The sequence below is a fragment of the Paenarthrobacter sp. A20 genome (assembly GCF_024168825.1).
GTDB lineage: Bacteria > Actinomycetota > Actinomycetes > Actinomycetales > Micrococcaceae > Arthrobacter.
The window spans coordinates 3902345-3922634 of record NZ_JALJWH010000001.1 but is presented as its reverse complement, the minus strand read 5'-3'; the positions used below and the strand labels follow the sequence as shown (position 1 = coordinate 3922634).

The following is a 20290-nucleotide window of genomic DNA, read 5'->3' as shown; positions in this document are numbered from 1 at the left end:
ACGTGACCGCCAACTGGGCGAGACGCTCCGCCGTGGTCATGCGGCCGCGTCTGACCACTCGCCATGCCGGACGCATTCACCGCCCCAGTACTGATTCCCGCCGTTCTCGGTGTAGTGGTACTCGGTTGTCCATGAGTGGCGGCTGAACCGTCCACAGTCCGGGCAGTGCAGCGGCGAGCAATGCTCACCCATGTGCAGGCAGTCGCCATTCACCGGACTCGCACCCTGAGCGCTTGGGTGAACTGGTTCTTCGGGTCGTCGGTGGGCTTGATGCCGAACCAGTGCCCGTGCCACTCACCCTCTTGATCGCATCCCCACCCGTCCCATGTGGAGCAATTCTTGATGCGCGGCACGTAGGTGAAGTACTCCTCTGTCACGTGCAGTTCATGGCCGGGGTAGTCACCAAGGATCTCCACACTGCACACCCGCTCAATCTCTTCGGGGTCCAGGTTGTGGCCTTGGAAGAGCGCTGCTTCGCCGTCGTCGGTCCACATCAGTGCCGGGTACTTTGGATTCCGCTGCACACGCTGGGGGCTCATATGCGTTCGATTTCGTACGCGCCGAGGTGCTCAGCGATTTGGCCGAGTGCTTCGATCTGTGTGGACTGGCCTTTGAAGAGCGCATCCATGGCTTCACGGATCCGCGCCATCGCCTGCACGGCGGCTGTCTGCTCGTTGGTGGGCTTGGTGTAGCCGTCATTGTGGAGCCATGTGGCCACGTGATGTGCGATGGCCTCGGGGTCCGTGTTCAGTGGCAGGGCCTTGCGGACATCCTGCTCCAGTTCGTCCGTGGCGCTCATAGCTTGCCTCCGTTGCGGATGTGCTCGGAATACTTAGCCATGTCGTTGATCCGGCCGTCAGGGTAGAGGCCAGCATCTATCCGGTCCTGCACGATCTTGTTGGCGAAAGCGCGCATGGCAGCCTTTTTCTCCGGCGGGAGCGGCACGAAAGTTGAGGGTTTCTCGGCACGGGCAGGTGGTGCGCTCTGGATGATGACGGCGGCCTTGCACTCCTCGCAGGTGCAACCGTTCACGGAACCAAGGTAGGTTCCGCAGCCGGCGATCCCCCGGTCAGTCAGGGTTTGAGTCTTGTTCATGGTGTTCCTCTCATGGTCTCGGGGTCCTTTCATAAACACCCGATAAGTAAATGCTAGGCGGGAAACTAGTAAGGGTCAATTACTAGTTGGGTAATCTTTACTAGAATTCCGGGCAAGCCTTTGCCACCCTCGCGCATGTCCGGCCCCACCACATGCCTGTTCTTGTCATCCGGAACCAGCCCGTAGTCAACGAGGCCATCCATAATCGCCTTGCCGGTCGGCATCAGGTTGTGGGCGTCGTACTCCCGGGCGGTCGACTTCACCACGTGCGCCTCGACGCGGACCCGCTGCAACCCTTTCGGGAGCTTGGCTTGGCGCGCGTACATGAGCCCGGCCTGGCGCCACGCCTTGGTGAGCTTCGCCCGCTGCGCCCAGTGCGGCCGGTGGTTCGAGTTGATCCACCCCGCCAGTTGCGGGATCCACAATTCGAGAACCTCTGTGCGCCGTTCTGCGAGCCTAGAACCCTCACTCTGGTCTTCCTGCCCATCCGGGTAAGCATTACTAGATTCTCGGGCCTGCGTGGGCTGTGTGGTCATGATGCGTTCCTAACGTGTGCGTGCGGTGTGACGCCCTTGTCCAGCGCCATCGAGTAATGCCCCCAAAAGTCCAGTTCAGCGAAACCAGTCGGGCCGTTGCGTTGCTTCGCGATCAGCATCGACAAATCCCCGGACGTTTCGCCCATGATTTCCCGGTGGAGGAGGATCACGACGTCGGCGTCCTGCTCCACGGCGCCCGACTCACGAAGGTCACTGATCTGCGGCATGTTATCCGCCCGCTGCGTCGATCCACGGTTGAGCTGAGACAGGGCGATCACGGGAATTTGCATCTCCATGGCCAGGATCTTCAACTGCCGGGACATGTCCGCCACGAACTCATGACGGGGCCGCTTGTCCCCGGCGGGTTGGGCCATGAGTTGCAGGTAATCCACCACCAGCCCGGCGAGGGGCTGCCGGCGGTTCACCGAACGGGCGAACCGTTTGATGTCCGTCAACGTCACGCCGGAGTTGTCATCGATGAACAGCGGCACGTTCTGCCACGCCGCGCGCCGGGCCCGGATCTTCTCCCAGTCCGACACCAGCAGGTCCCGCTTCATCAACCGCGCCAGGTCGATCCGGAGATCCGCAGCCACCGCCCGGATCTGCACATCAGCCTCGGACATCTCCAGCGAGGAGAACGCCACCGCACCATGGGCCGTGAGTGCTTTCGCCAACTGGAGGGCAACCACAGACTTCCCCACGGACGGGCGAGCACCCACCACGTACAAGCCACCCGGACGGAGGCCGCCGATGATGTCATTCACCGCAGCCCATGGTGTGGGGATCTGGTTCGGTTCGTCATCGAGCTGGGACAACATCACATCAATGGTTTCCCCGAACGACTGGACCGTTGTCGTGGTCGCCTTCGACGTCCCATCAACCTCCTTCCGGGCCAGCTCCACCAGCTCCGCCTCGTCCCCAGGCTGGTGTGCCATGTCCCGGATCTTCTGCCCAGCCGTGGACAGCCGCCGGCGGGTAGCGTTCCGGGCCACGATCTGCGCGTAGTGCGAACCAACGGATGGTGTCGGGCAAGCCTGTGTCACTTCGTGCAGGTACTGCGAACCGCCGATCCGGTCAGCCTCCCCAGCCACCACCAACGAGGCACCCACGGTGATGACATCCACCGGTTCGCCCCGCCCATGCAGCTCCATGATCGTCCGGAAGATCGTCTCGTGCGCCGGCCGGTAAAAGTCCGGACCAGTCACGATCTCCGAAACATCCTGGATAGCGTCCCGGGACAACATCATCGCCCCCAGTGCTGACTGCTCAGCTGCGACGTCCTGCGGCGGGGTCCTTGTCTCGCTCATGCCTGCCCCCGCCTATGGAACTCCGGCGACCAAGGGGTGGCCGACTTCGGCAACGTAGGTGTTGCCTTCGACAGCCACATCCGGAACCCGGCATCCCAATCCCGGAGACGACGATCATTCGCCTCAGCATGGAGCTTGAACCTTTCGGTCTCCTGCTCAAGGTTCAAAAGACGGCTCTTTGCGTATTCGATGTGCGCGCCGTTCGGGACCCAGGTGGCAGGGAGCTTCCGCTCCGGCTTCTTACGTTCCCCCTGCACCCCCTCACCGCTAGGTGAGGTAGATGTAGTAGTAGCTGTAGTTGTAGGCAAGGGGTCAGGCTGCCCAGCGTTTACCCTAAACAGAGGGGTAACGGCAGTGGTAAACCCAAGGGTAAATTCACCCATATCCGTACCCTTACCCTTGACCAAAGCCATGACTTTCTCTTGCCTAAACGCTGCCCATTCCGGGTACTCCTGGAACAGTCGCTGCAGCTCGAAAGTCACCACCTCGCGGATGCGCTTGGACGCCACAGCCCCATAGGCGTTGACCATGGACACGGACAGTTTCGGCTGCTTCAACAGCCCGTCATGGCGCAGGAACGAGCGGACAAGGATCTCCTCGGTTTCCTCGTCAATGAACACGAATCGCTTCGCCTGCAGAGACTCCGCCGTGGCGCGAATGAAGGCCGGGTCGGCGTCGGCTGCCATGGCCGCCAGTCGGTTGGTGCGCCAGTCCACGACGCCGACATAGTTTGTGTCAGGGTGCGTCATCAGCAGTTCGTACAGCCACTGCTCCGCGAACGTGAGATCCCGGTAGTCCTGGCTGGTCCAGATCGCGGTCTTGATGTTCGCCCTATCGCGTGCCATCGGTGTCTCCCTTGGCGCGCTTGATCATGGCCCGGGCCGCTGCTTCGGTGACGCCCAGGACGTCCCCGATCTCCCGGTGCGTGAACCCGACTTCCCGGGCCTGTGATGCTGTGTTGAGTCGGTTCTGGCGGGCTTCCTTGTAGTTGGAGTCCTGGAGCTTGAGCTGCTGGACCATCATGCGGTGAACTGCTGGGTTGAGGTTGGTGTTGCTGGTGGGCAAGGGTGATCCACTTGGCTTTCTCATGGGTGTGCGTACTTTCATTCGATACTATCCCGTGACGCTTACCCCTCCGGTAAGCGCCACTAGATAAGAGACCAAAAAGAATGACAGGGTGAAGCTATTCCCAGACTGCGCGCAGGAGCCCTCCCAAGCCCCAGTGAATGAACGCGTGCCGTCCAGTGTGGTGGTGCGGCCGGTTGCACGGGTAGTGCCAGCCGTGACGGTTCTGGGTGCGCTGCTGGGCACCACACCTGGCCGCGGGGGCCTTGCCGGGGATAACAACCATCAGAGGCTTGCCTGCGCTTTCGGCCGACTTCATGGCGTCAACTCCAGTAGCCAACTCGCGTGGGCGTCGCCAGCTTCGTAGGATTCGGAGGTGGAGAATGATCTGATCGTATGGTTCCTGGTTTGGCACGCCCTCGTGGAAGGCTTTGCGGAAGCCCGTACGACAGATGAGATTCTGTGGATGAATGGCGCAACCTGGGCGCAACTATGGAGCGGCGTCATAGGTGCCGTGGCTGGAGCCGGGGTTGCCATGCACGTGTTGCGGAGAACTCTGCGCGAGCAAACTCGAATTGCAGGTGAGAACGAGCGTGTCCAACGTGAACTGGCCGCGACCGCCTCAGCTGCCCAAGCAGAACTTGCAGCGAAGCAACTCACTGAGCAGCGCCTTGCACTGGAAAGGCAACTAAAAGAGCAACGAGATGCATTGAACCTGCAGTTACAAGAGCAGCGTCTCGAAGCGGCCCTTAACCGAGAGCACACGGCCATTTCAGAGCTAATGGCATTCTTCGCTGCCGAGATGGAAGGGGCGTTCTCGTTTTCGCTTCCCGAACACAAGAGTTTTGGCCGGCTCATGGGGGCAGTTGCGCGCTGGCAGCTCGAGTCAAAGGATAAAGCGCTTATCGAAGAATTGACTGCGTGGCTGGAAACTTGGGGAAACCTTGTGCGCGTCGTGCAGGATCCTGACAATTTCAACCTCTCCCGCAACGATGCGATGGGAATGTACGTCAGGATCACCGGCTCCATGATGTCCTTTGCCCGTGACTGGCCGCACGCGGATCCCAAAGACAAGAAGGGGATCATGAAACGTGTGGCTTCCGCCCGTGCAGAGGTCCCGGACCCAAATCTGGACCTTGATGACGTGCCTGTCAAGTAGCTGGAGCCTGCCTGGGAATCGACCACCGCACGGGGCACGACCGTCATGCCGCGTCCTCGTCATGTTCAACTTCTTCGCCGCTGATGCAGGAGAAGGGCGAGCATCCAGTGAGGCTTGAGTTGTCATCTTGAGACAGGCGCTCCTCAAACTCAGACACGGCGAGCAAACTCAGGACATCTGATTGGCGGCCTGCCCACTCGTGGAAGGAAACCTTATCGATAGGAGCTGCATCCAGGGGGAGGCGCGAGCGATGCAGAAACGCCTGGCCAAGCAGCGGTTGGCCCTGGGCGTTGGCGCGCGCAGCGCCCGCACGGATGGACTGGTCAAAGTCAACGGCGTCCGCCCACTCGTCAGGAGATTCATCGCGGAGTTGACGCCACTGCATGTTCGAGTGGAAGGGACAGCCAATGCAGGCAGACTTTGGTGTTTGACCGAATCCGTGAGCAGTCAGCAGAGACCGGCACGTCTCGCGGTCCATGCCCAGCTCCAGCAGCGGGTAGCGGTTACGTGAGTACTTAACGTCACCAGTCTTGAGATGCCCGTCCTGGTCCAGCGCCCGGCTGCGCTCGTCCGTGCTGATCCCAATCCACTGTTCAGCAAACTGGCCGCTGGGAACGCGCCCAGGCCTCCCATCTTTCATCGATGGTGCGCCAAGTAGCTCCCGCGTTTTGGCCTTGATGGGCTTGAGCTTGTATTCGCTCGTGCACTGGCGGCGTGTCATGCCATCGCCACCGTCTCGGTTCTTGATGAACAGCGGCATAGAGGCGAAACGGTGCGTGGGGTCGAGGGCGTCAGCCCGGATGTTTCCGGATGAGACCCTGAAGATCGGAATTCCCGCTGGCTCAGCCACTTCCCGCTCGAGCCGCTCCAGGTGTGCATAAACGGATGCCGGCTCCCATCCCGTGTCAGAGAAAATTGCAGCATCTAATTTCGGCAGGTCCCCCCGGGCGGCCAGGATCAGCAACGCCGATGATTGCACGCCGGCGCCAAGGGAAAGAATCCGCTTCGTGGGCTCAATATCTGGGCTCATCGTGCCACCTCCAGCGCGGCGCGACGAGCAATGTGTGTGGTTCTCATGGGTTCCTTTCAGGGAGAGTTAGTGGTGGTAGGGACGTGGGGGAGTGGCGTGGGCCGGTGCCTCGACAACGACGACGTGGCCGCTCCCGCCCGATCCCGGGACTTTCGAGGCTGTGGTGACGAATCCCCGGCACGGTCCCGTAATGACCACGCGGTGACGCTGGGCAACGGTGGGCAGGTCCTTGATGGCCGCCTGGACCAGTTCCTCATTGGTCGGTCCGGAGGCTTCGTTGTTGACGATGGGCCACACTGCTCGGAAGGTGCTCAATCAGAACACCCAGCACATTCACCAGTGGCCCGGAGCGGCTTGTCACAGGACCCGCACTTGTCGATGTCGATCGATCGTTCAGGGATCTGCCGGAGCTGCTTCGGCGGGGTGAGGGCAATAATCTTCATGCTGCGGCCGCCAGGTGTTCACTGTGGAGGTCGGGGCGGAAGCCAGACCAGTGGACCGGATCCTCGTAGTGCTCCGGCCAAGCAACTGTCACGGGTGCCTGCAGGTAGCCCAGATTCTGGGTCACGTACGCGTAAGCTGCGGGATCCACGGTGATGTCCACCTCGGTGTACTCCACGCCATCACGCTTGAAAAGCATCTTGGTCATGTCGCACTGGCTGCACTTAGGCTTGGTGTAGATGGTGACTGCCGTGGGTTGCGGCTGTGGTTCGGGATAAAGCTCGGTGACTGTCATGTCGTCCTTTGAGGAGATGGGAAGTGGTGGGCGATTCTGTTCGCCCACCACTAGATAGTTGGGCCTAGAAAGGCGGTTCGGAGTCCGGGCCGTTGCCCCAGTTGCCAGAGTTGCTGGCCGCCGGAGCCGCCCACGGGTCATCCTGCGCGGGCTGCTGGCCGCCGCCGTTACCGGAACGCTGGGTGCGGTTGACCTTGGCGTTGGCGTAGCGGAGGCTGGGGCCGATCTCGTCCACCTCAAGCTCGATGACGGTGCGCTTCTCGCCTTCCTTGGTCTCGTAGGAGCGGGACTTGAGGCGCCCGGACACGATGACGCGCACGCCCTTCGTGAGGGACTCGGCCACGTTCTCCGCCGCCTCACGCCACACACTGGCCCGGAGGAACAAAGTTTCCCCGTCCTTCCACTCATTCGCCTGACGGTCAAAGGTGCGGGGAGTCGATGCGATGGTGAAGTTAGCGACGGCGGACCCTGACGGGGTGAACCGGAGTTCCGGATCACTGGTGAGGTTGCCGATTACGGTGATGGTTGTTTCGCCTGCCATGGTTACGTTCCTTACTTGGTGTTTTCGATCAGATCAGCGATGGCACGGAGGGTCTCCGGGCCCAGGCCGAACGCCGCGAACGGTGCCGGCTGGAACCCCTCTTGAGTCACCCGGCCAGCTTCGAGGTGCCGCATGTCGTCCGGCGCCTCGGGATGGTCAAGGAACAGCAGGGCGTCCGGCCCGCTCTGATGCACGCTCACGGTGGTTCCGCTGCTGGTGGTGATGCTGTTCATGCTGCTTCCGCCTTCGTCGTTTCGGTTCGGTTGTAGTCGTTGTCGATCGAGTACCACTGGCGATCCGCCAGGTCATAGAACGGGACCTCCTCCGGGTTCTGCCACCGGTAGAGCTTCCACCCGTACTCGCGGGCTATATCCGCTGTGACAGGGTCGGACTCGATCATCCCGTTCAGGTAGGAGCAAATGACGACGACGTTGGATGGCCGGTCGAGGAGTTTAGAGCCGCCCATTCCGCGCCCTGCCCGGTGCTGCGGGACCAGAGTGTCCTCCCTGCCCACGCACCCGCACACACAGTGCAGGTCTCGGGCGAGGTAGAGGGCGAATTGGCGGCTGTTCATGATCCCTCGCCGCGCCCGGCCACCCCGAACATGGCCCGCACGCTGGCTCCGATGGACTGATACGCCCGCAGTTCGGATTCCAGCGCTTTGGCGAGCCTGTCCGCGTATTTGTAGGCCGCGTCCGTGACGTCCCTGGCCTCCCGCTGGGGGAGGGTTGCCAGTTCCGCCGCGTACTTCTTCTCGTGAGCTGCGCCCTCGTGAGCCATGTAAGCCCCGGCGAACGCCTGGTCATACTCTCGGTCTGCCGTCAGGAACGCGATGTAGCGCTCATTGCAGACACTGGCGGAATTCGCGATCCGGTTGCTGATGTCCCGGATACGCTGCTCGATGTTGACCGGGTTCAGGACGTCGACGCTCACAAGACCGGCTCCACCAACGCCAGGCATTTCTTGCACATTGGGGCATCGCCAACCACTGATCGATGAATCTCGAAAAGGGATTCTCTTCCTCCGCAGCGAGGCGTCCGGTAGTCCCAGTCGATACGGTCAGCGTCCTCCGCCTCATCCACGATGTGGATGTTGCGGGCGTTTTGAGCTCGGCCCCATTCCGTTCCTTGCGGAAGTTCTGCCCTGCCCCACTGTGGAGTGTGAGGGCAGTCGCCACTGAGTCGATGAGTGACCCCAGACCGCAGGCCGATTTCGATCTTCTCCCCGCGGGCGATGTCCTGTTCCCGGACAGCCTTGCTTGGCGTCATGTGGACGTGGGCAGCTTCGGGTGTTGTGATCCAGCCGCCGTTGTCGTAGTCCTTTACGGTGGTGACTCCGTGGGTGCATCCGCAAGGTGAGATGAAGAACCACGCGCACTCACTGATGTCATGTTGCTCTCCGTCGATCTCCACGGAGATCTTCACGGCGCTCACGCTGCCTCTGCCTGGTGTGCCTCGATCTGGGGGAGTACTGATCCCACGGTGAGGTCGTTGAGAAGCCCGCGACGGTAGGCCATAGCGATCTTCTCCCGACCGTCCTTGGCGTAAGTGATGGTGAAAGATGCTGGGGCCTTCCCGGGTACCCGCTTGATGCCAGGGATGATCTCGCCGGTGCCGACATCCATAAGCTGTCCGTCGTCGCCCTCGATGGCGTTTTTGACCTTCTCCGCCAACCACGACGGCCGGACACGCTTCACCACTCGCTTCCGCGTGGCCGGGATGACCTCAGAGTCGATACCGTCCTGCTGCTCCGCCCACTCGAACAGTGCCGCCTCATCAAAGGTCACATCGGACGGCTTCCCCTCGGGGAGGGTGATGTTTCCTACCCGGGTTCCGTCCGGCAGGACGATCGCGAAGGACTTAGTGCCTTCCTCGTTGTACTTCTCCAGCAGCTGCTCGAGGTGTTCCCCGCGGGCGTCCTTCATGAAGTCCGCCAGTGCGTCAGCGAACGTCTTGATCAGTGCGATGCGGAGGTTGTCGGTCTTGATGCTCATGTCAGTTCCCCTATGCTGCTCGGGCTGCCAGCGCGGTGCCGGCGGCCAGGATGTTGTCGATTACTGTCTGTGGAGCGTTCATGCCCTTGGCTTTTGCGTGGAGGTCCAGGAGCATGTCGCGGCTGTTCTTGGACTTCTCCAACAGGGCGGTCCAGTCGGGCTGTTCGTGCCGGTACTGGCTGAGCGAGGTTGCCCCAGCGTCGGCTGGATCTGCCGGTGGCCGGTTCTGCTGCGCCTGCTGAGGTGTCTCGTCGGCTGTGGCGGCCGATGCCTGGCCGTCAGCGCTGGAGTACTGGCGCGGGGCCGTGGCTCCCTCAGCGTCAAGGCCAAGCTTCCGCCACAGCCAATCCACCGAGAAGTCCTTTACCGGCACCTTGTTACCCACGGGCAGGTCCAGCTTGAGAGAACGAACCCCGGTCAAGTAGGAGCTGCCGCGCTCCGGCATTTCAACAATGGCTCCGACGTCGAACGGGAGGGACTTCTGCCCCTTGATCTTCTGTGTCTTGTCCTTCGTGGGCTGGCCCTTGTCGTCCATGACTGCCACGATGTCCAGGCGTGCCGTGATGATGGAGGGTCCATCGTGCTCGCGCATCACGTCCATGACGTCCTGCCAGCGGGCGGTGGCCTTGTTCCAGAGGTCCGGGCCGATGGTTGCCTCAGCGTCTGGGTCGTACTTCTTGTTCCACTTCTCTGCAGCCCTCTTGGCCCGCATGTTCGCCCGCTCCTGGGCTTCGTCGGACAGCATCTCCCAGACCCGGGTTCCGGAGTCGAGGACCAGCAGGTTTGGCTTGCCGTCCACGCGGGGCTGATTTGAGGCGTCCCGCAGCGCGGCGAGGATGGACTTGTGTGTGCCGTCATGCTTGGCGATAAGGAACCGTGCACCCTCGATGGCGCCGTATTCGTCCGGGTCATCCTCACCCACACCAACCCAGTAGGTCTGGCCGATGAGCTCGGAAGCGGATGCCTTGGCGGAGGCATAGGACTTGCCGGCCTTCTCGCCGCCAGCGATCAGGAGGATGGGCCAGGATGGCTTGCCTGTTGGTTCGCGGAATTGGGTGGTCATCGTGTCAGCTCCTGCTTTTCCGCCCATGCTTCGAGGCGGGTGATTGATGGGTTGATTGCTCCGTAGTCGGGCGTGGGGAGATCCGCGTCAGAGGGTTCCCAGTCAGGCTCAATGATCGAGTCGCAGTCTTCGCAGACACCCCGGTAGATGTCTTCGTGCTGGCATTCCTCTTCGGGCTCGTATTCGATGGCTCGTCCGAGGTCGCGCTCGGCTTGTGCAGAGTTGTCGCCTGCCCAGTCGGCCCAGTCTTCGTAGTGGCTCATGGCTGGGGCTCGCAGTCGCGGCAGCCGGATCCGGCGCGGTGCATGAGGTGCACGTCTGCGTGGTCGGCTCGGATGGCCCACGGGATGGCGACGAGGAAGCCAATGGCCATGACCATGACGAGGAGAACGAGGCCGTTCATGCTGCCAGCTCCCAGTGAGGGTAGAACCCGGCCTGCATGAGGACGAACTCGATAAGCTCCAGGGCTTGGGTTTCGATGCGCTGGATGAGGACGTGCCTGTTGTCTACAGTTCCGTCTGGGGTCAACTCAAGGTCGTCGTGGATGCCTTGCTCCACCTCGGTCAGTTCCATCAGCTTCACTACAAGCTCATCGAGGGAACGCCATCGGACATCTGCGTCCACCATGAACGACAGCTTGCGGGCCAAGGTGCAGAGTTCCATCTCCGTGTACCCGGCCGCCGGGATCTCGCAGGTGAAGGTGCCTGTCACGCAGCGGACGAGATTCTCGGCCATCTCGTGCGTGAACATGATTTCTTTGTCTCTCATGGTGTTCCCTTTCAGAGGATTTAGCTTTCGGGCTGTTGTTCCAGCCATTGGTCCAGGTCGTTGACCCGGAAGAGGAGTTTCCCGGCGATCATCCGGGCCTTGGGTCCTTTGCCCTTGTTCCGTAGTTCTCGAAGGGTTGTCACTGACATCCGGAGGGCTGCTGCGGCTTCTTCGAGGAGGAGGGGCGGGTTTGGGATTTCGACTGTCGGCGTGTCGGTTTTGATCATTCGCTTAGGCCATCGCCGGGCGGCTTTTCGAGCGAGGCTTTACGGCTGCTCTAGCAGTACTAGATTCCTGCTCATCAAAAAGGACCGAGGTGTCCACTCCGAGCACCTCCGCGATGCGGTCCGCTACCTGCGGGGTGCATGTGGTGGATCGGCCGGCGGTCAGGTGGTTGATGAAGCTGGGGTTCACACCAACGCGCTCGGCCAGGTGACGCTGGCTGATCTTGCGCTTGTTGACGAGATGGCCGCGGCCGGAGTTGATGAGGTCCATGTCATCGCGGGTCAGGACGAACGACCGGAGTCGTTCTACGCTGGCGAGTTTCATGTAGGTGCCCCTCTTCCGTTTCTTACGTTGCGGGTAAAACATTACGTCCTCAATTCTACTAGTAGGCGACTATCCGTCAAGGAGTGCTTACTCAATATCGCTTACGACTAGGCGGCTTGTCAACTAGGCGATACCCAATTTCCACCAGTGTTGGCGGGAAAGTTTGGGAAAGTTGGCCTAATTTACTAGGCAAGTAAGTAAGGATTGGTAGTCTGCCTAGTGCTAGGCGATCGAAATTAAGTTCGAATGCGCTGCTGTGATGCCTCCGTGGAAAGTCGTAGTCATGAACCCCAGGAACACCAAACCGACCCTTGCCGAACTCGTCCTTGAGTACAAAGGCGGCCGGTCAAACGTCGAACTGTCCCGTGACTGCGGAGGCACCCCCTCCGACAAGCGCATCCACCAAATCATCAACAAGCCCATCAACAACTTCCCCGACCCGGAAACCATCCGCGGACTCGCCAAAGGACTCCACACCTCCGAGGCGGCCATCATCCGGGCCTCTGCCAGGTCACTCAACCTCGAAGTCAACGAGGACACCGGCAGGGACCTCATCATCGACCGGGCCGGCGAGCTACCCCTCTCCAGCCAGAACGCGCTCCGCACCATCAGCGCCGAACTGATAAAGCTGAACACCGAGTCCCGCGCCAACCTTGACGCCGCCTCGGCCGCCGAAGAAGCAGCCCAGCCGATCAACATCGCGGACCGACGCAAAGCCAAAGAACCCACCGAGGAGCGCCGCGCCGCCCGCCAGCCGAAGGGCAAGATCGGTCCTGGAGATCTCCCGCACGAATAATGTCAGGGCACTCCCATAGGTTCGATTCTTATGGGGACAGACATGCTCATTGCACAACTTGGCGTGTCCGTCGTTGAGGGCGAGTTACCGGATGGCTGGTGGGGCGCGTACGACGCGGACACCCACACCATCACGTTGTTGCCGAAGCTGGCGTACATCCAATGGAACTCGACGCTCTATCACGAGCTCGGCCACGCGTACTACCGGCACGAGGGCAACTGCGTAAAGCAGGAACGGCAGGCCAGTGTCTGGGCTGCCCGACGCCTCATCAAAGCCAGTGACTTCATCGACGCCAACCGGCTCTACCACTCGACGCAGGAAGTAGCCCACTACCTCTCCGTCATGCCGGAAGACGTCGACACCTACATCTCCACACTGTCCCCCTCAGAGATCGTGCTGATGCAGCAACTCATAGGGAAGGAATACGCATGCTGACCACCACCGAAAAGAACATGCTCAACCTGGCCGGACGTACCTATAAGTACGAGGGCGCCAGGGAGCAGGACATCCGGACCGAGTTCGGAAACGTCACCCACTACTACCAGCAGCTCAACAAGCTCATCGACAGCCACCCCGCACTCGAGTACGCGCCCGCGCTCGTGAATCAGCTCCGGAACCGCAGGGCCCGCCGTGGCTAGGCCAGCAACCCCGGTCGGAACGTGGGGGAAGATCAGCACTAAGCCGGACGGCCGCCGCTTCTACGCCTACGCCCGATACCGTGACTACGACGGCGTGTCCCGCCTCGTGTTCCGCTGGGGCGACACCGAACCTGCCGCCCGCCGCATCCTCCTCGAAGCGCTCCGCACCCGCAACCCCGACAACGGCGAAGTTTCAAGGGACACGAAACTCGCGGACCTCGCCGCCATGTGGCTCGAGCACGGCATAGCGCTGGGGGAGTGGAAGCCCCGAACCGTCGAACGCTACCGCGACGTCATCAAAGCCCTGGACAAAGCAGTAGGCCAGCTCCGCATCAGCGAAGCCACCACCGGACGCCTCGACAGATCCATTGTCGCCATGGCCAAGGTCCACACCGCCAACGCGCTCACGGCCAAGTCTGTCCTGAAAGGCATGTTCGCCTACGCCGTCCGTCATGACGCGATCACAGCCAACCCGGCGGCGAACCTCTCACCCATCACGGAGAAGGTGGCCGAAGTCCGGGCCATGTCAGCGGAAGAGTTCGCCGGGTTCCGGGACCACTTCGTCAAGACCATCACCACCAAAAAGGATGTGGGCCGACAGCGCCCATCCACCCCGGTTGATGTGCTGGACTTCCTCATCGGCACCGGAGTCCGCCCGGGTGAAGCCCTCGGTGTGTGCCGACAGGACGTCGATCTCAGTGCCGGGACGGTGGAGATCAACAACACCGTATATAGGGCAAAGGGTGTGGGGATGGTGCTGCAGCCGGAAACCAAGGAAGGCGACGACCGTAAGTTCAAGCTCCCACCCTTCTGCCTGGACATGCTCGATCGGCGCCTCTCCCAGCACGAGGCAGTGATGGTGTTCCCATCCGAGGCTGGGACCATCTACGATCCGAACAGCTTCGGGAAGACCTGGCGGCAGGTCGTCGCTGGCACCGACTATGAGTGGGTGACACCGAAGACGCTCCGGAAGACCGTCGCCACAATGCTTGCCAACCTGCTGGGCTCACAGGCCGCCGCCACGCAGCTCGGGCACACCTCGGACGCCGTGACGCTGGCCCACTACATCCAGCGGGAGCGGCCAACCGTGGACTACTCCGCGCCGCTGCAGTCCTTCTTCATAGGGATGGACTCAACAGATACTCAACAAAAACCTTGACCGTCAGACGATGGTTGTCCGGGTATTGTTCGCCCACTGCTAGACGCTGCTGTTTCAAGCAATGCGATTCGGTCATTATCCGGGCTAAATTCGGGTAAGCATCGCTAGACGCCCGCGAATCCGCCGGTCGGGGGTTCGATTCCCTCCTGGGGCACAAAATGCATCCCCCTTGGAACAAGCGTCCAAGGGGGATGACCCTTAGGGCCTCGACTCAAGAAATTCCTTGAGATTCTGCAGCACCAATTGCCACGTGGCAGTCGACTGCTCCACCTCTTCAACACTGGAATTGTTGCCCTGGCTAATCGTCACAGTTGTTCCGTCAGCTGCTTCGGCCACCCTGTACTCCACAGTGTGGTAATTTTCCGGAGCGTCGGGAAGCCCCGAGGTTGGGCTGTAGTGAGTGGTCTTCAACAGCTCCGGGGGATCGAAGGCGAGGATCGTCCCTTTGTCCTCGTAGGGCTTGCCGTTGTACTCCCCGGAGTAAGTAATCGGATCGCCTACCTGCCAGGTGGTCGCGACGTTGGTTCCGAGGAAGTACTGCTTGATGAGTTCGGGATCAGTCAGGGCCTCCCATACTCTTTCGGGCCGGGCAGGGACGGTTGTCGATGCGACGGCATCAGGTGCCTGTCCGCTCATAATGCTGCTCTCCATTCCTCAACCCGGACGGCGAAGCCATCCGGGAGAAACGCTACGCCCTTGGGGACTCCGTGTGAATGGCACAATGGCTAGGTGATGAGCACGAGAACCGCCCGGATTTTCGGCAGGGCAGCAGATGCAGCGAACGTCCGTGTCGCCGGACTGACTTTAGCCATTGCTGCGGCATTGACGATCGCGGGCTGCACGGCTTCCACCGGTTCGACCGAAGGCCAGAAGGTCGCTACGCCGGCACCTTCCACCGACTCCGAGGTCACGGCCACCGTGGATCCCGCCGTTGCCGCGACGACCACCGCAGTCGAAAAGACGCTGAAAAACCTTGTTGCCGGCAACCCAAAACCAGACCGGGAGGCCTTACGGACGGCCTTGGTCTCGGCCGGCATTCCGAAAGCCAACGTCGAGGTCTCTGTCAGCCGCACGCCCACAGGTCTTGACGTCGACGCCATGCAAGCCGCGGCCTTGACTGGCGGGAGTTGCGTCATGGGGCAGATCCGCGACGGTGGAGTCGTTGTAACAGTGCTGCCGGTGCTGGCCACTGGAAAATGCTTCATCGGAGACGCCCGCTAGCTGCGCCGGGCTCCTCGAATGTGAGTTATGTACGCCTAGCCATTAGATTTAAGGGTATGGCGGAATTCATTTACACGATGACCAAGGCTCGCAAGGCCGTTGGCGACAAACTTATTCTGGACGATGTCAGCATGTCGTTCTACCCTGGCGCGAAGATCGGCGTCGTGGGACCGAACGGTGCTGGTAAGTCCACCATCCTGAAGATCATGGCCGGACTGGACACCCCTTCAAACGGCGAGGCCCGCCTCAGCCCCGGTTACACCGTGGGCATCCTCCTGCAGGAACCGCCACTGAACGAGGGAAAGACCGTCCTGGGCAACGTCCAGGAAGGCGTTGGCGAGATCTACGGCAAGATCCAGCGATTCAACGAGATCTCCGAGGAAATGGCCAACCCGGATGCGGACTATGACACGCTCCTGGACGAGATGGGCAAGCTGCAGGAAGCCATCGACGCTGCCGATGCCTGGGATATCGACTCCCAGCTCGAACAGGCGATGGACGCACTGCGCTGCCCGCCGGCCGATGCCGACGTCACCGTCCTTTCCGGTGGTGAGCGCCGCCGCGTAGCCCTCTGCAAGCTTCTTCTCCAGAAGCCTGACCTGTTGCTGCTCGATGAGCCCACCAACCACTTGGACGCCGAAAGCGTGCTGTGGCTGGAACAGCACCTCTCCCAGTACCCCGGCGCTGTCCTTGCCGTGACCCACGATCGTTACTTCCTTGACCACGTGGCTGAGTGGATCGCTGAAGTTGACCGTGGTCACCTCTACCCGTACGAGGGTAACTACTCCACCTACCTGGAGAAGAAGAAGGCCCGCCTTGAGGTCCAGGGCAAGAAAGACGCAAAGCTTTCCAAGCGCCTGACCGAGGAACTTGAGTGGGTGCGCTCCAACGCCAAGGGCCGCCAGACCAAGTCCAAGGCCCGTCTGGCCCGCTACGAGGAAATGGCTGCGGAGGCCGATCGCACCCGCAAGCTGGACTTCGAAGAGATTCAGATCCCGCCGGGACCGCGCCTGGGTTCCCTGGTCATCGAGGCCAAGAACCTGAAGAAGGGCTTCGACGACCGCGTCCTGATCGATGGCCTCTCCTTCTCGCTGCCCCGCAACGGCATCGTTGGCGTCATCGGACCCAACGGTGTGGGTAAGTCCACGCTGTTCAAGACGATCGTCGGCATGGAGCCCCTGGACGATGGTGAGCTCAAGATCGGCGAGTCCGTGAAGATCTCTTACGTGGACCAGTCCCGTGGCGGCATCGATCCCAACAAATCCCTCTGGGAAGTTGTTTCGGAAGGCCATGACTTCCTCCAGGTCGGTCATGTCGAAATGCCTTCGCGTGCCTACGTTTCGGCGTTCGGCTTCAAAGGACCGGACCAGCAGAAGAAGGCCGGTGTCCTCTCCGGTGGTGAGCGCAACCGCCTCAACCTTGCCTTAACGCTCAAGCAGGGTGGCAACTTGTTGCTGCTCGACGAACCTACCAACGACCTCGACGTCGAAACCCTGGGCAGCCTTGAAAACGCCCTTCTCGAATTCCCGGGTTGTGCCGTGGTGGTCTCGCACGATCGCTGGTTCCTCGACCGGGTAGCGACCCACATCCTCGCCTACGAAGGTGACGACGAGAACCCCTCCAAGTGGTACTGGTTCGAGGGCAACTTCGACTCCTACGAAGAGAACAAGGTGGAGCGCCTGGGCCCCGATGCTGCCAAGCCGCACCGCGTCACGCACCGCCGCCTGACCCGCGACTAACAGCAGGCCAGAAACATCGAAAGGCCGGTCCCTTGGGACCGGCCTTTCTGCGTGTACATCCGTAGGAACGGATCCGTGCTACGGAATCCGGACCATGCCTTCCTGCGCTACGGTGGCAACGTGCTGCCCCTCGCGGTTGAAGATCCGGCCCGTGGCAAGCCCCCGGGCGCCTTGGGCGCTGGGGGATTCCTGGACGTACAGCATCCACTCGTCGACGCGCACGGGCCGGTGCCACCACATGGCGTGGTCGAGGCTGGCGACACTCATGCCAGGCGTCATCCAGGCAAGGCCGTGCTTGCGGAGAATGGACTCCAGCAGTGTGTAATCGCTTGCGTAAGCCAAGGCCGCCCGGTGCAGATTGGGATCATCCGGCAGGGGACCCATTGTTTTCATCCACACCGCGTTGGTGGCTACGTGCTCCTTTGGCGGGGAAACATACAGCGCGGGGTCGATATGTCGGACGTCGAAAGGACGCTCCGAGGACATGTGCCGCGCCATGGGGTGGTCGTAGTGGGAGAGAAGTTCTGCGGTACTGGGTAGTGATTCGGGATCGGGGATGCCTTCGGGCATGGTTGCTTGATGGTCCAGGCCACTGTCTTCCACCTGGAACGAGGCGATCATCGAAAGAATCGGCACACCGTCCTGGTACGCGTGGACGCGGCGGGCCGAGAACGAACGCCCGTCCCGCAGCCTCTCGACACCGAACGTGATGGGCTTGTTGGCGTCACCTGGCCGCAGGAAATAGCCGTGCATGGAGTGCGCGGCCCGGTCCGGCTCGACTGTCCGCATCCCGGCCATCATTGACTGCGCCAAAACCTGACCGCCAAAGACACGATGCCGTGGCTGCTTTTGCGACGGGCCCAGGAAGATGTCCTCGTTGGTCCTGGCACCGTCGAAGTCGCCAAGATCCAGCAGGCCTATCAGCACTTCCATGGGGTCTTCTACGGGTGCTTCCACCTCGAGGCCAGCGTTCGTCTCAGTCATGGTTCGACTTTAGACGCCGCCCCGACCCCTCTCAACCGGGGACATGCCGGTAGAGTCGATGATGTGACAGACGTCCTGACCCAGTCCTTCCGCTTCGCCGATCCCCGTGACCTCGCAGACCTGCGGACCTTCGTTACCCGGGCAAAAAGCATCGACGACGGAGCCATCCGCCTCCAGGCCGCGGGCAGCGTCCTGGCTGCCTATGTGTGTGTCCTGAGGCCGCGAATCCTGGGGGAGTCCACCCCCACCATCCTTGGCCTGCGGACCATGGCCCTCGCCGAGCCGGCGCAAGCAGATGTCACCGTCACCCTTGCCTCCGTCATGGACCGGTTGGCCCGCTCGGCCGCCGAGGATGTGGAACTGCCCATCCCGCCGTCGACCGTTTCTGAGTCCTGGGCGGGCGTTGGCGCCCCCCGAAGCGGCTGGGAGGCCCGGGGCACAATGCACGACGCCGACCTCAAGTCGGCAGCGGAGGCCGGCATCGCGGAGGTGGCCGGCGTGATTCCTGCCTTGGCGGGAGCCGCAGTGTTAAACAGCGCCCGGGCAGCTGTTTGGGGCCGTGAACTTCCCGGCGATACCGGCCTTCCCGCCGGGGCGGCGTTCGCCGCTTTCGCCCTGGGCTTCCTGGGCGACGCCGAGCAGCACGTGTTCCGTAACGGCCGCTGGTTCCGCCTGAGCGGCCCCCGCGGCCATGTGCTGGTTCGCACCGGCGCAGGCCTGGGACTCGGGTTCTAGGGGGTCAGGCGCCAGCCGACGGGCTGTTGATCATTGTCAGCGCGGCCCGCTCCATGTAGTCCCACAGTGTGCCTTCATGCAACGGCGAGAGCTCCAAGGAATCCACGGCCGTCCGCATGTGGAACAACCATCGGTCTTTGGCTTCCGGGGTCACCCTGAACGGCATGTGGCGCATGCGTAGCCGGGGATGGCCGCGCTCTTCACCGTAGGTCGTGGGACCACCCCAATACTGCTCCAGGAACATGAGGAAGCGGCGCTTTGCCGGGCCCAGGTCCTCTTCGGGGTACATCGGACGCAGCAACGGGTCCGTGGCCACGCCGTCATAGAAGACGTCGATGAGCTTGACGAACGTTTCGTGGCCGCCAACTGCGGCGTAGAAGCTGTCCGTGTAGGCGGGCTGGTTGAAGGGATCGTTCTGCATCAGTTGGCGTCGGGGGCCCACCTGTGGTGCTGGCGGTTGTGCGCCGGCGTTGTTACTCATTGGACTTCTCCTCGGCCTTGGTCACGCGGGGTGCGCCTGCAGTTACGGGTGCAGCCGCAGCGCCGGGTTCGTTCGTTTCAGGTGTCTCGAGCGGAACGTAATCACCTTGGGAGCGGTTGCCCACCCGCAGGATTTCACCGTTCCGCAGGTACCAGATCGCCCCGTCCTCAGCGCGGACCCGTGTAATGCGCAGGCCCACGGATTCAACGGTACCAACCACTTCGCTGGTGACGATGACGTCGCCGATTCCGTATTGGTCTTCGATGGTGATGAAGATTCCCGCGAGGAAGTCACGGATCAACTGTTGGGCACCGAAACCGATGGCGACACCCAGGATGCCGACGCTGGTCAACAGCGGCGCGACGTCCACGTTCATGTACTTGAGGACGTAGATGATCACAATCACCACCACCACGACGCTTACAAGGCTCGTCAGCAGCGTGCCGATGGTTTCGGCGCGCTGCGAGCGGCGTTCGTGGTCCAGCGCGCGGATGGCTGGTTGCACCCACTTGAAGTGGGCTTTCTTGAAGAAGGAACTTCCCGCGGACACTCTTCGGGTGATGCGCAAAATAACGAATCTCGCCACGATCCACACACCCAGGCCCACGCCAACGGTGATGAGGATGGATACGAGATCGATCTTTTCGGGTTCCAAAGTGACAATTTCTGCCAGGGGGATGGAGGTCAAGGTGGAA

35 protein-coding genes are annotated in these 20290 nt (G+C 61.7%); 8 read left to right on the top strand and 27 right to left on the bottom strand.

Features of this window, described 5'->3' with window-relative positions; all coding sequences use genetic code 11:
* Nucleotides 1–209: 209 nt before the first annotated feature.
* The 8 genes from J3D46_RS18115 to J3D46_RS18080 all read right to left on the bottom strand — a co-directional run bounded on the left by J3D46_RS18115 (nucleotide 210) and on the right by J3D46_RS18080 (nucleotide 4322).
* Nucleotides 210–539 (bottom strand): hypothetical protein, encoded by a 330-nt coding sequence (locus J3D46_RS18115; protein WP_253468368.1) that lies wholly within the window; start codon nucleotides 537–539, stop codon nucleotides 210–212.
* Entirely contained in the window at nucleotides 536–799 is a 264-nt protein-coding gene (locus tag J3D46_RS18110; protein ID WP_253468367.1) for a hypothetical protein, read from the bottom strand. The genes J3D46_RS18115 and J3D46_RS18110 overlap by 4 nt, the downstream gene beginning before the upstream one ends.
* Complete coding sequence (locus J3D46_RS18105) at nucleotides 796–1095, bottom strand: hypothetical protein (protein WP_253468366.1); 300 nt, start codon at nucleotides 1093–1095, stop codon at nucleotides 796–798. The genes J3D46_RS18110 and J3D46_RS18105 overlap by 4 nt, the downstream gene beginning before the upstream one ends.
* A gap of 65 nt (nucleotides 1096–1160) precedes the next feature.
* Nucleotides 1161–1631, bottom strand: a complete 471-nt coding sequence (locus tag J3D46_RS18100) for a hypothetical protein (protein ID WP_253468365.1) — start codon at nucleotides 1629–1631, stop codon at nucleotides 1161–1163.
* Entirely contained in the window at nucleotides 1628–2938 is a 1311-nt protein-coding gene (locus tag J3D46_RS18095; RefSeq protein WP_253468364.1) for a replicative DNA helicase, read from the bottom strand. The genes J3D46_RS18100 and J3D46_RS18095 overlap by 4 nt, the downstream gene beginning before the upstream one ends.
* Nucleotides 2935–3783 (bottom strand): hypothetical protein, encoded by an 849-nt coding sequence (locus J3D46_RS18090; protein WP_253468363.1) that lies wholly within the window; start codon nucleotides 3781–3783, stop codon nucleotides 2935–2937. The genes J3D46_RS18095 and J3D46_RS18090 overlap by 4 nt, the downstream gene beginning before the upstream one ends.
* Nucleotides 3770–4003, bottom strand: a complete 234-nt coding sequence (locus tag J3D46_RS18085) for a sigma-70 region 4 domain-containing protein (RefSeq protein WP_253468362.1) — start codon at nucleotides 4001–4003, stop codon at nucleotides 3770–3772. The genes J3D46_RS18090 and J3D46_RS18085 overlap by 14 nt, the downstream gene beginning before the upstream one ends.
* A 118-nt stretch (nucleotides 4004–4121) precedes the next feature.
* Nucleotides 4122–4322 carry a hypothetical protein gene (locus J3D46_RS18080; protein ID WP_253468361.1) on the bottom strand — a complete coding sequence of 67 codons (201 nt, stop codon included), beginning with the start codon at nucleotides 4320–4322 and terminating at the stop codon, nucleotides 4122–4124.
* A 57-nt stretch (nucleotides 4323–4379) separates the two neighbouring features.
* Here J3D46_RS18080 and J3D46_RS18075 point away from each other — a divergent pair, with 57 nt between their 5' ends.
* The gene (locus J3D46_RS18075; RefSeq protein ID WP_253468360.1) at nucleotides 4380–5162 is read left to right on the top strand and encodes a hypothetical protein; all 783 of its coding nucleotides are present in this window, start codon (nucleotides 4380–4382) and stop codon (nucleotides 5160–5162) included.
* 43 nt (nucleotides 5163–5205) lie between these two features.
* Here the strand turns inward: J3D46_RS18075 and J3D46_RS18070 are convergent, their stop codons facing one another.
* The 15 genes from J3D46_RS18070 to J3D46_RS18000 all read right to left on the bottom strand — a co-directional run bounded on the left by J3D46_RS18070 (nucleotide 5206) and on the right by J3D46_RS18000 (nucleotide 11842).
* Nucleotides 5206–6192, bottom strand: coding sequence for a hypothetical protein (locus J3D46_RS18070; RefSeq protein ID WP_253468359.1), 987 nt, complete (start codon nucleotides 6190–6192; stop codon nucleotides 5206–5208).
* Between the two features lie 66 nt (nucleotides 6193–6258).
* Nucleotides 6259–6507 carry a hypothetical protein gene (locus J3D46_RS18065; protein ID WP_253468358.1) on the bottom strand — a complete coding sequence of 83 codons (249 nt, stop codon included), beginning with the start codon at nucleotides 6505–6507 and terminating at the stop codon, nucleotides 6259–6261.
* A 124-nt stretch (nucleotides 6508–6631) separates the two neighbouring features.
* Entirely contained in the window at nucleotides 6632–6976 is a 345-nt protein-coding gene (locus J3D46_RS18060; RefSeq protein WP_308292030.1) for a glutaredoxin family protein, read from the bottom strand.
* A gap of 16 nt (nucleotides 6977–6992) precedes the next feature.
* A complete protein-coding gene (locus J3D46_RS18055) occupies nucleotides 6993–7469 on the bottom strand; it encodes a single-stranded DNA-binding protein (RefSeq protein WP_253468357.1) in 477 nt (158 codons plus the stop codon).
* Nucleotides 7470–7480: 11 nt separating this feature from the next.
* Nucleotides 7481–7702, bottom strand: a complete 222-nt coding sequence (locus J3D46_RS18050; protein WP_253468356.1) for a hypothetical protein — start codon at nucleotides 7700–7702, stop codon at nucleotides 7481–7483.
* Entirely contained in the window at nucleotides 7699–8043 is a 345-nt protein-coding gene (locus J3D46_RS18045; RefSeq protein WP_253468355.1) for a hypothetical protein, read from the bottom strand. Before J3D46_RS18045 ends, J3D46_RS18050 begins: the two co-directional genes overlap by 4 nt.
* Complete coding sequence (locus J3D46_RS18040; RefSeq protein WP_253468354.1) at nucleotides 8040–8402, bottom strand: hypothetical protein; 363 nt, start codon at nucleotides 8400–8402, stop codon at nucleotides 8040–8042. Before J3D46_RS18040 ends, J3D46_RS18045 begins: the two co-directional genes overlap by 4 nt.
* Nucleotides 8399–8902 carry a hypothetical protein gene (locus tag J3D46_RS18035; protein ID WP_253468353.1) on the bottom strand — a complete coding sequence of 168 codons (504 nt, stop codon included), beginning with the start codon at nucleotides 8900–8902 and terminating at the stop codon, nucleotides 8399–8401. The genes J3D46_RS18040 and J3D46_RS18035 overlap by 4 nt, the downstream gene beginning before the upstream one ends.
* Nucleotides 8899–9462, bottom strand: a complete 564-nt coding sequence (locus J3D46_RS18030) for a hypothetical protein (protein WP_253468352.1) — start codon at nucleotides 9460–9462, stop codon at nucleotides 8899–8901. The genes J3D46_RS18035 and J3D46_RS18030 overlap by 4 nt, the downstream gene beginning before the upstream one ends.
* A gap of 10 nt (nucleotides 9463–9472) precedes the next feature.
* Nucleotides 9473–10525, bottom strand: a complete 1053-nt coding sequence (locus J3D46_RS18025; RefSeq protein ID WP_253468351.1) for a hypothetical protein — start codon at nucleotides 10523–10525, stop codon at nucleotides 9473–9475.
* Complete coding sequence (locus J3D46_RS18020) at nucleotides 10522–10788, bottom strand: hypothetical protein (RefSeq protein ID WP_253468350.1); 267 nt, start codon at nucleotides 10786–10788, stop codon at nucleotides 10522–10524. The genes J3D46_RS18025 and J3D46_RS18020 overlap by 4 nt, the downstream gene beginning before the upstream one ends.
* Nucleotides 10785–10928, bottom strand: coding sequence for a hypothetical protein (locus tag J3D46_RS18015; RefSeq protein ID WP_253468349.1), 144 nt, complete (start codon nucleotides 10926–10928; stop codon nucleotides 10785–10787). The genes J3D46_RS18020 and J3D46_RS18015 overlap by 4 nt, the downstream gene beginning before the upstream one ends.
* Complete coding sequence (locus tag J3D46_RS18010; protein WP_253468348.1) at nucleotides 10925–11293, bottom strand: hypothetical protein; 369 nt, start codon at nucleotides 11291–11293, stop codon at nucleotides 10925–10927. The genes J3D46_RS18015 and J3D46_RS18010 overlap by 4 nt, the downstream gene beginning before the upstream one ends.
* Nucleotides 11294–11313: 20 nt before the next feature.
* A complete protein-coding gene (locus tag J3D46_RS18005; RefSeq protein ID WP_253468347.1) occupies nucleotides 11314–11520 on the bottom strand; it encodes a helix-turn-helix domain-containing protein in 207 nt (68 codons plus the stop codon).
* A gap of 4 nt (nucleotides 11521–11524) precedes the next feature.
* Nucleotides 11525–11842: a helix-turn-helix domain-containing protein gene (locus tag J3D46_RS18000; protein ID WP_253468346.1), complete on the bottom strand. Its 318-nt coding sequence runs from the start codon at nucleotides 11840–11842 to the stop codon at nucleotides 11525–11527.
* Between the two features lie 283 nt (nucleotides 11843–12125).
* Between J3D46_RS18000 and J3D46_RS17995 the strand changes: the two genes are divergently transcribed.
* The 4 genes from J3D46_RS17995 to J3D46_RS25100 are packed head-to-tail and all read left to right on the top strand — an operon-like array spanning nucleotide 12126 to nucleotide 14435.
* Nucleotides 12126–12638, top strand: a complete 513-nt coding sequence (locus J3D46_RS17995; RefSeq protein ID WP_253468345.1) for a hypothetical protein — start codon at nucleotides 12126–12128, stop codon at nucleotides 12636–12638.
* Nucleotides 12639–12680: 42 nt separating this feature from the next.
* Nucleotides 12681–13073 carry an ImmA/IrrE family metallo-endopeptidase gene (locus J3D46_RS17990; RefSeq protein WP_253468344.1) on the top strand — a complete coding sequence of 131 codons (393 nt, stop codon included), beginning with the start codon at nucleotides 12681–12683 and terminating at the stop codon, nucleotides 13071–13073.
* Complete coding sequence (locus J3D46_RS17985; RefSeq protein WP_253468343.1) at nucleotides 13067–13276, top strand: DUF3263 domain-containing protein; 210 nt, start codon at nucleotides 13067–13069, stop codon at nucleotides 13274–13276. Before J3D46_RS17990 ends, J3D46_RS17985 begins: the two co-directional genes overlap by 7 nt.
* Nucleotides 13269–14435, top strand: a complete 1167-nt coding sequence (locus J3D46_RS25100; protein ID WP_253468342.1) for a tyrosine-type recombinase/integrase — start codon at nucleotides 13269–13271, stop codon at nucleotides 14433–14435. The genes J3D46_RS17985 and J3D46_RS25100 overlap by 8 nt, the downstream gene beginning before the upstream one ends.
* Before the next feature lie 198 nt (nucleotides 14436–14633).
* Here J3D46_RS25100 and J3D46_RS17975 read toward each other — a convergent pair whose 3' ends face one another.
* The gene (locus tag J3D46_RS17975; RefSeq protein ID WP_231343368.1) at nucleotides 14634–15071 is read right to left on the bottom strand and encodes an SRPBCC domain-containing protein; all 438 of its coding nucleotides are present in this window, start codon (nucleotides 15069–15071) and stop codon (nucleotides 14634–14636) included.
* Nucleotides 15072–15167: 96 nt separating this feature from the next.
* On the opposite strand from J3D46_RS17975, the gene J3D46_RS17970 reads away from it, so the two are divergent.
* On the top strand, nucleotides 15168–15656 hold the full coding sequence (locus tag J3D46_RS17970; RefSeq protein WP_231343367.1) for a hypothetical protein: 489 nt from the start codon (nucleotides 15168–15170) through the stop codon (nucleotides 15654–15656).
* Between the two features lie 56 nt (nucleotides 15657–15712).
* Nucleotides 15713–17395, top strand: coding sequence for an energy-dependent translational throttle protein EttA (ettA, locus tag J3D46_RS17965; protein WP_231343366.1), 1683 nt, complete (start codon nucleotides 15713–15715; stop codon nucleotides 17393–17395).
* A 78-nt stretch (nucleotides 17396–17473) separates the two neighbouring features.
* Here ettA and J3D46_RS17960 read toward each other — a convergent pair whose 3' ends face one another.
* Nucleotides 17474–18379 (bottom strand): acyl-CoA thioesterase II, encoded by a 906-nt coding sequence (locus J3D46_RS17960; protein WP_253468341.1) that lies wholly within the window; start codon nucleotides 18377–18379, stop codon nucleotides 17474–17476.
* Nucleotides 18380–18442: 63 nt separating this feature from the next.
* Here J3D46_RS17960 and J3D46_RS17955 point away from each other — a divergent pair, with 63 nt between their 5' ends.
* On the top strand, nucleotides 18443–19114 hold the full coding sequence (locus J3D46_RS17955; RefSeq protein ID WP_253468340.1) for a hypothetical protein: 672 nt from the start codon (nucleotides 18443–18445) through the stop codon (nucleotides 19112–19114).
* Nucleotides 19115–19118: 4 nt separating this feature from the next.
* On the opposite strand, the gene J3D46_RS17950 is transcribed toward J3D46_RS17955, so the two are convergent.
* The gene (locus J3D46_RS17950) at nucleotides 19119–19595 is read right to left on the bottom strand and encodes a globin (protein WP_305884639.1); all 477 of its coding nucleotides are present in this window, start codon (nucleotides 19593–19595) and stop codon (nucleotides 19119–19121) included.
* Complete coding sequence (locus J3D46_RS17945; protein ID WP_231343282.1) at nucleotides 19588–20283, bottom strand: mechanosensitive ion channel family protein; 696 nt, start codon at nucleotides 20281–20283, stop codon at nucleotides 19588–19590. Before J3D46_RS17945 ends, J3D46_RS17950 begins: the two co-directional genes overlap by 8 nt.
* Nucleotides 20284–20290: the final 7 nt, after the last annotated feature.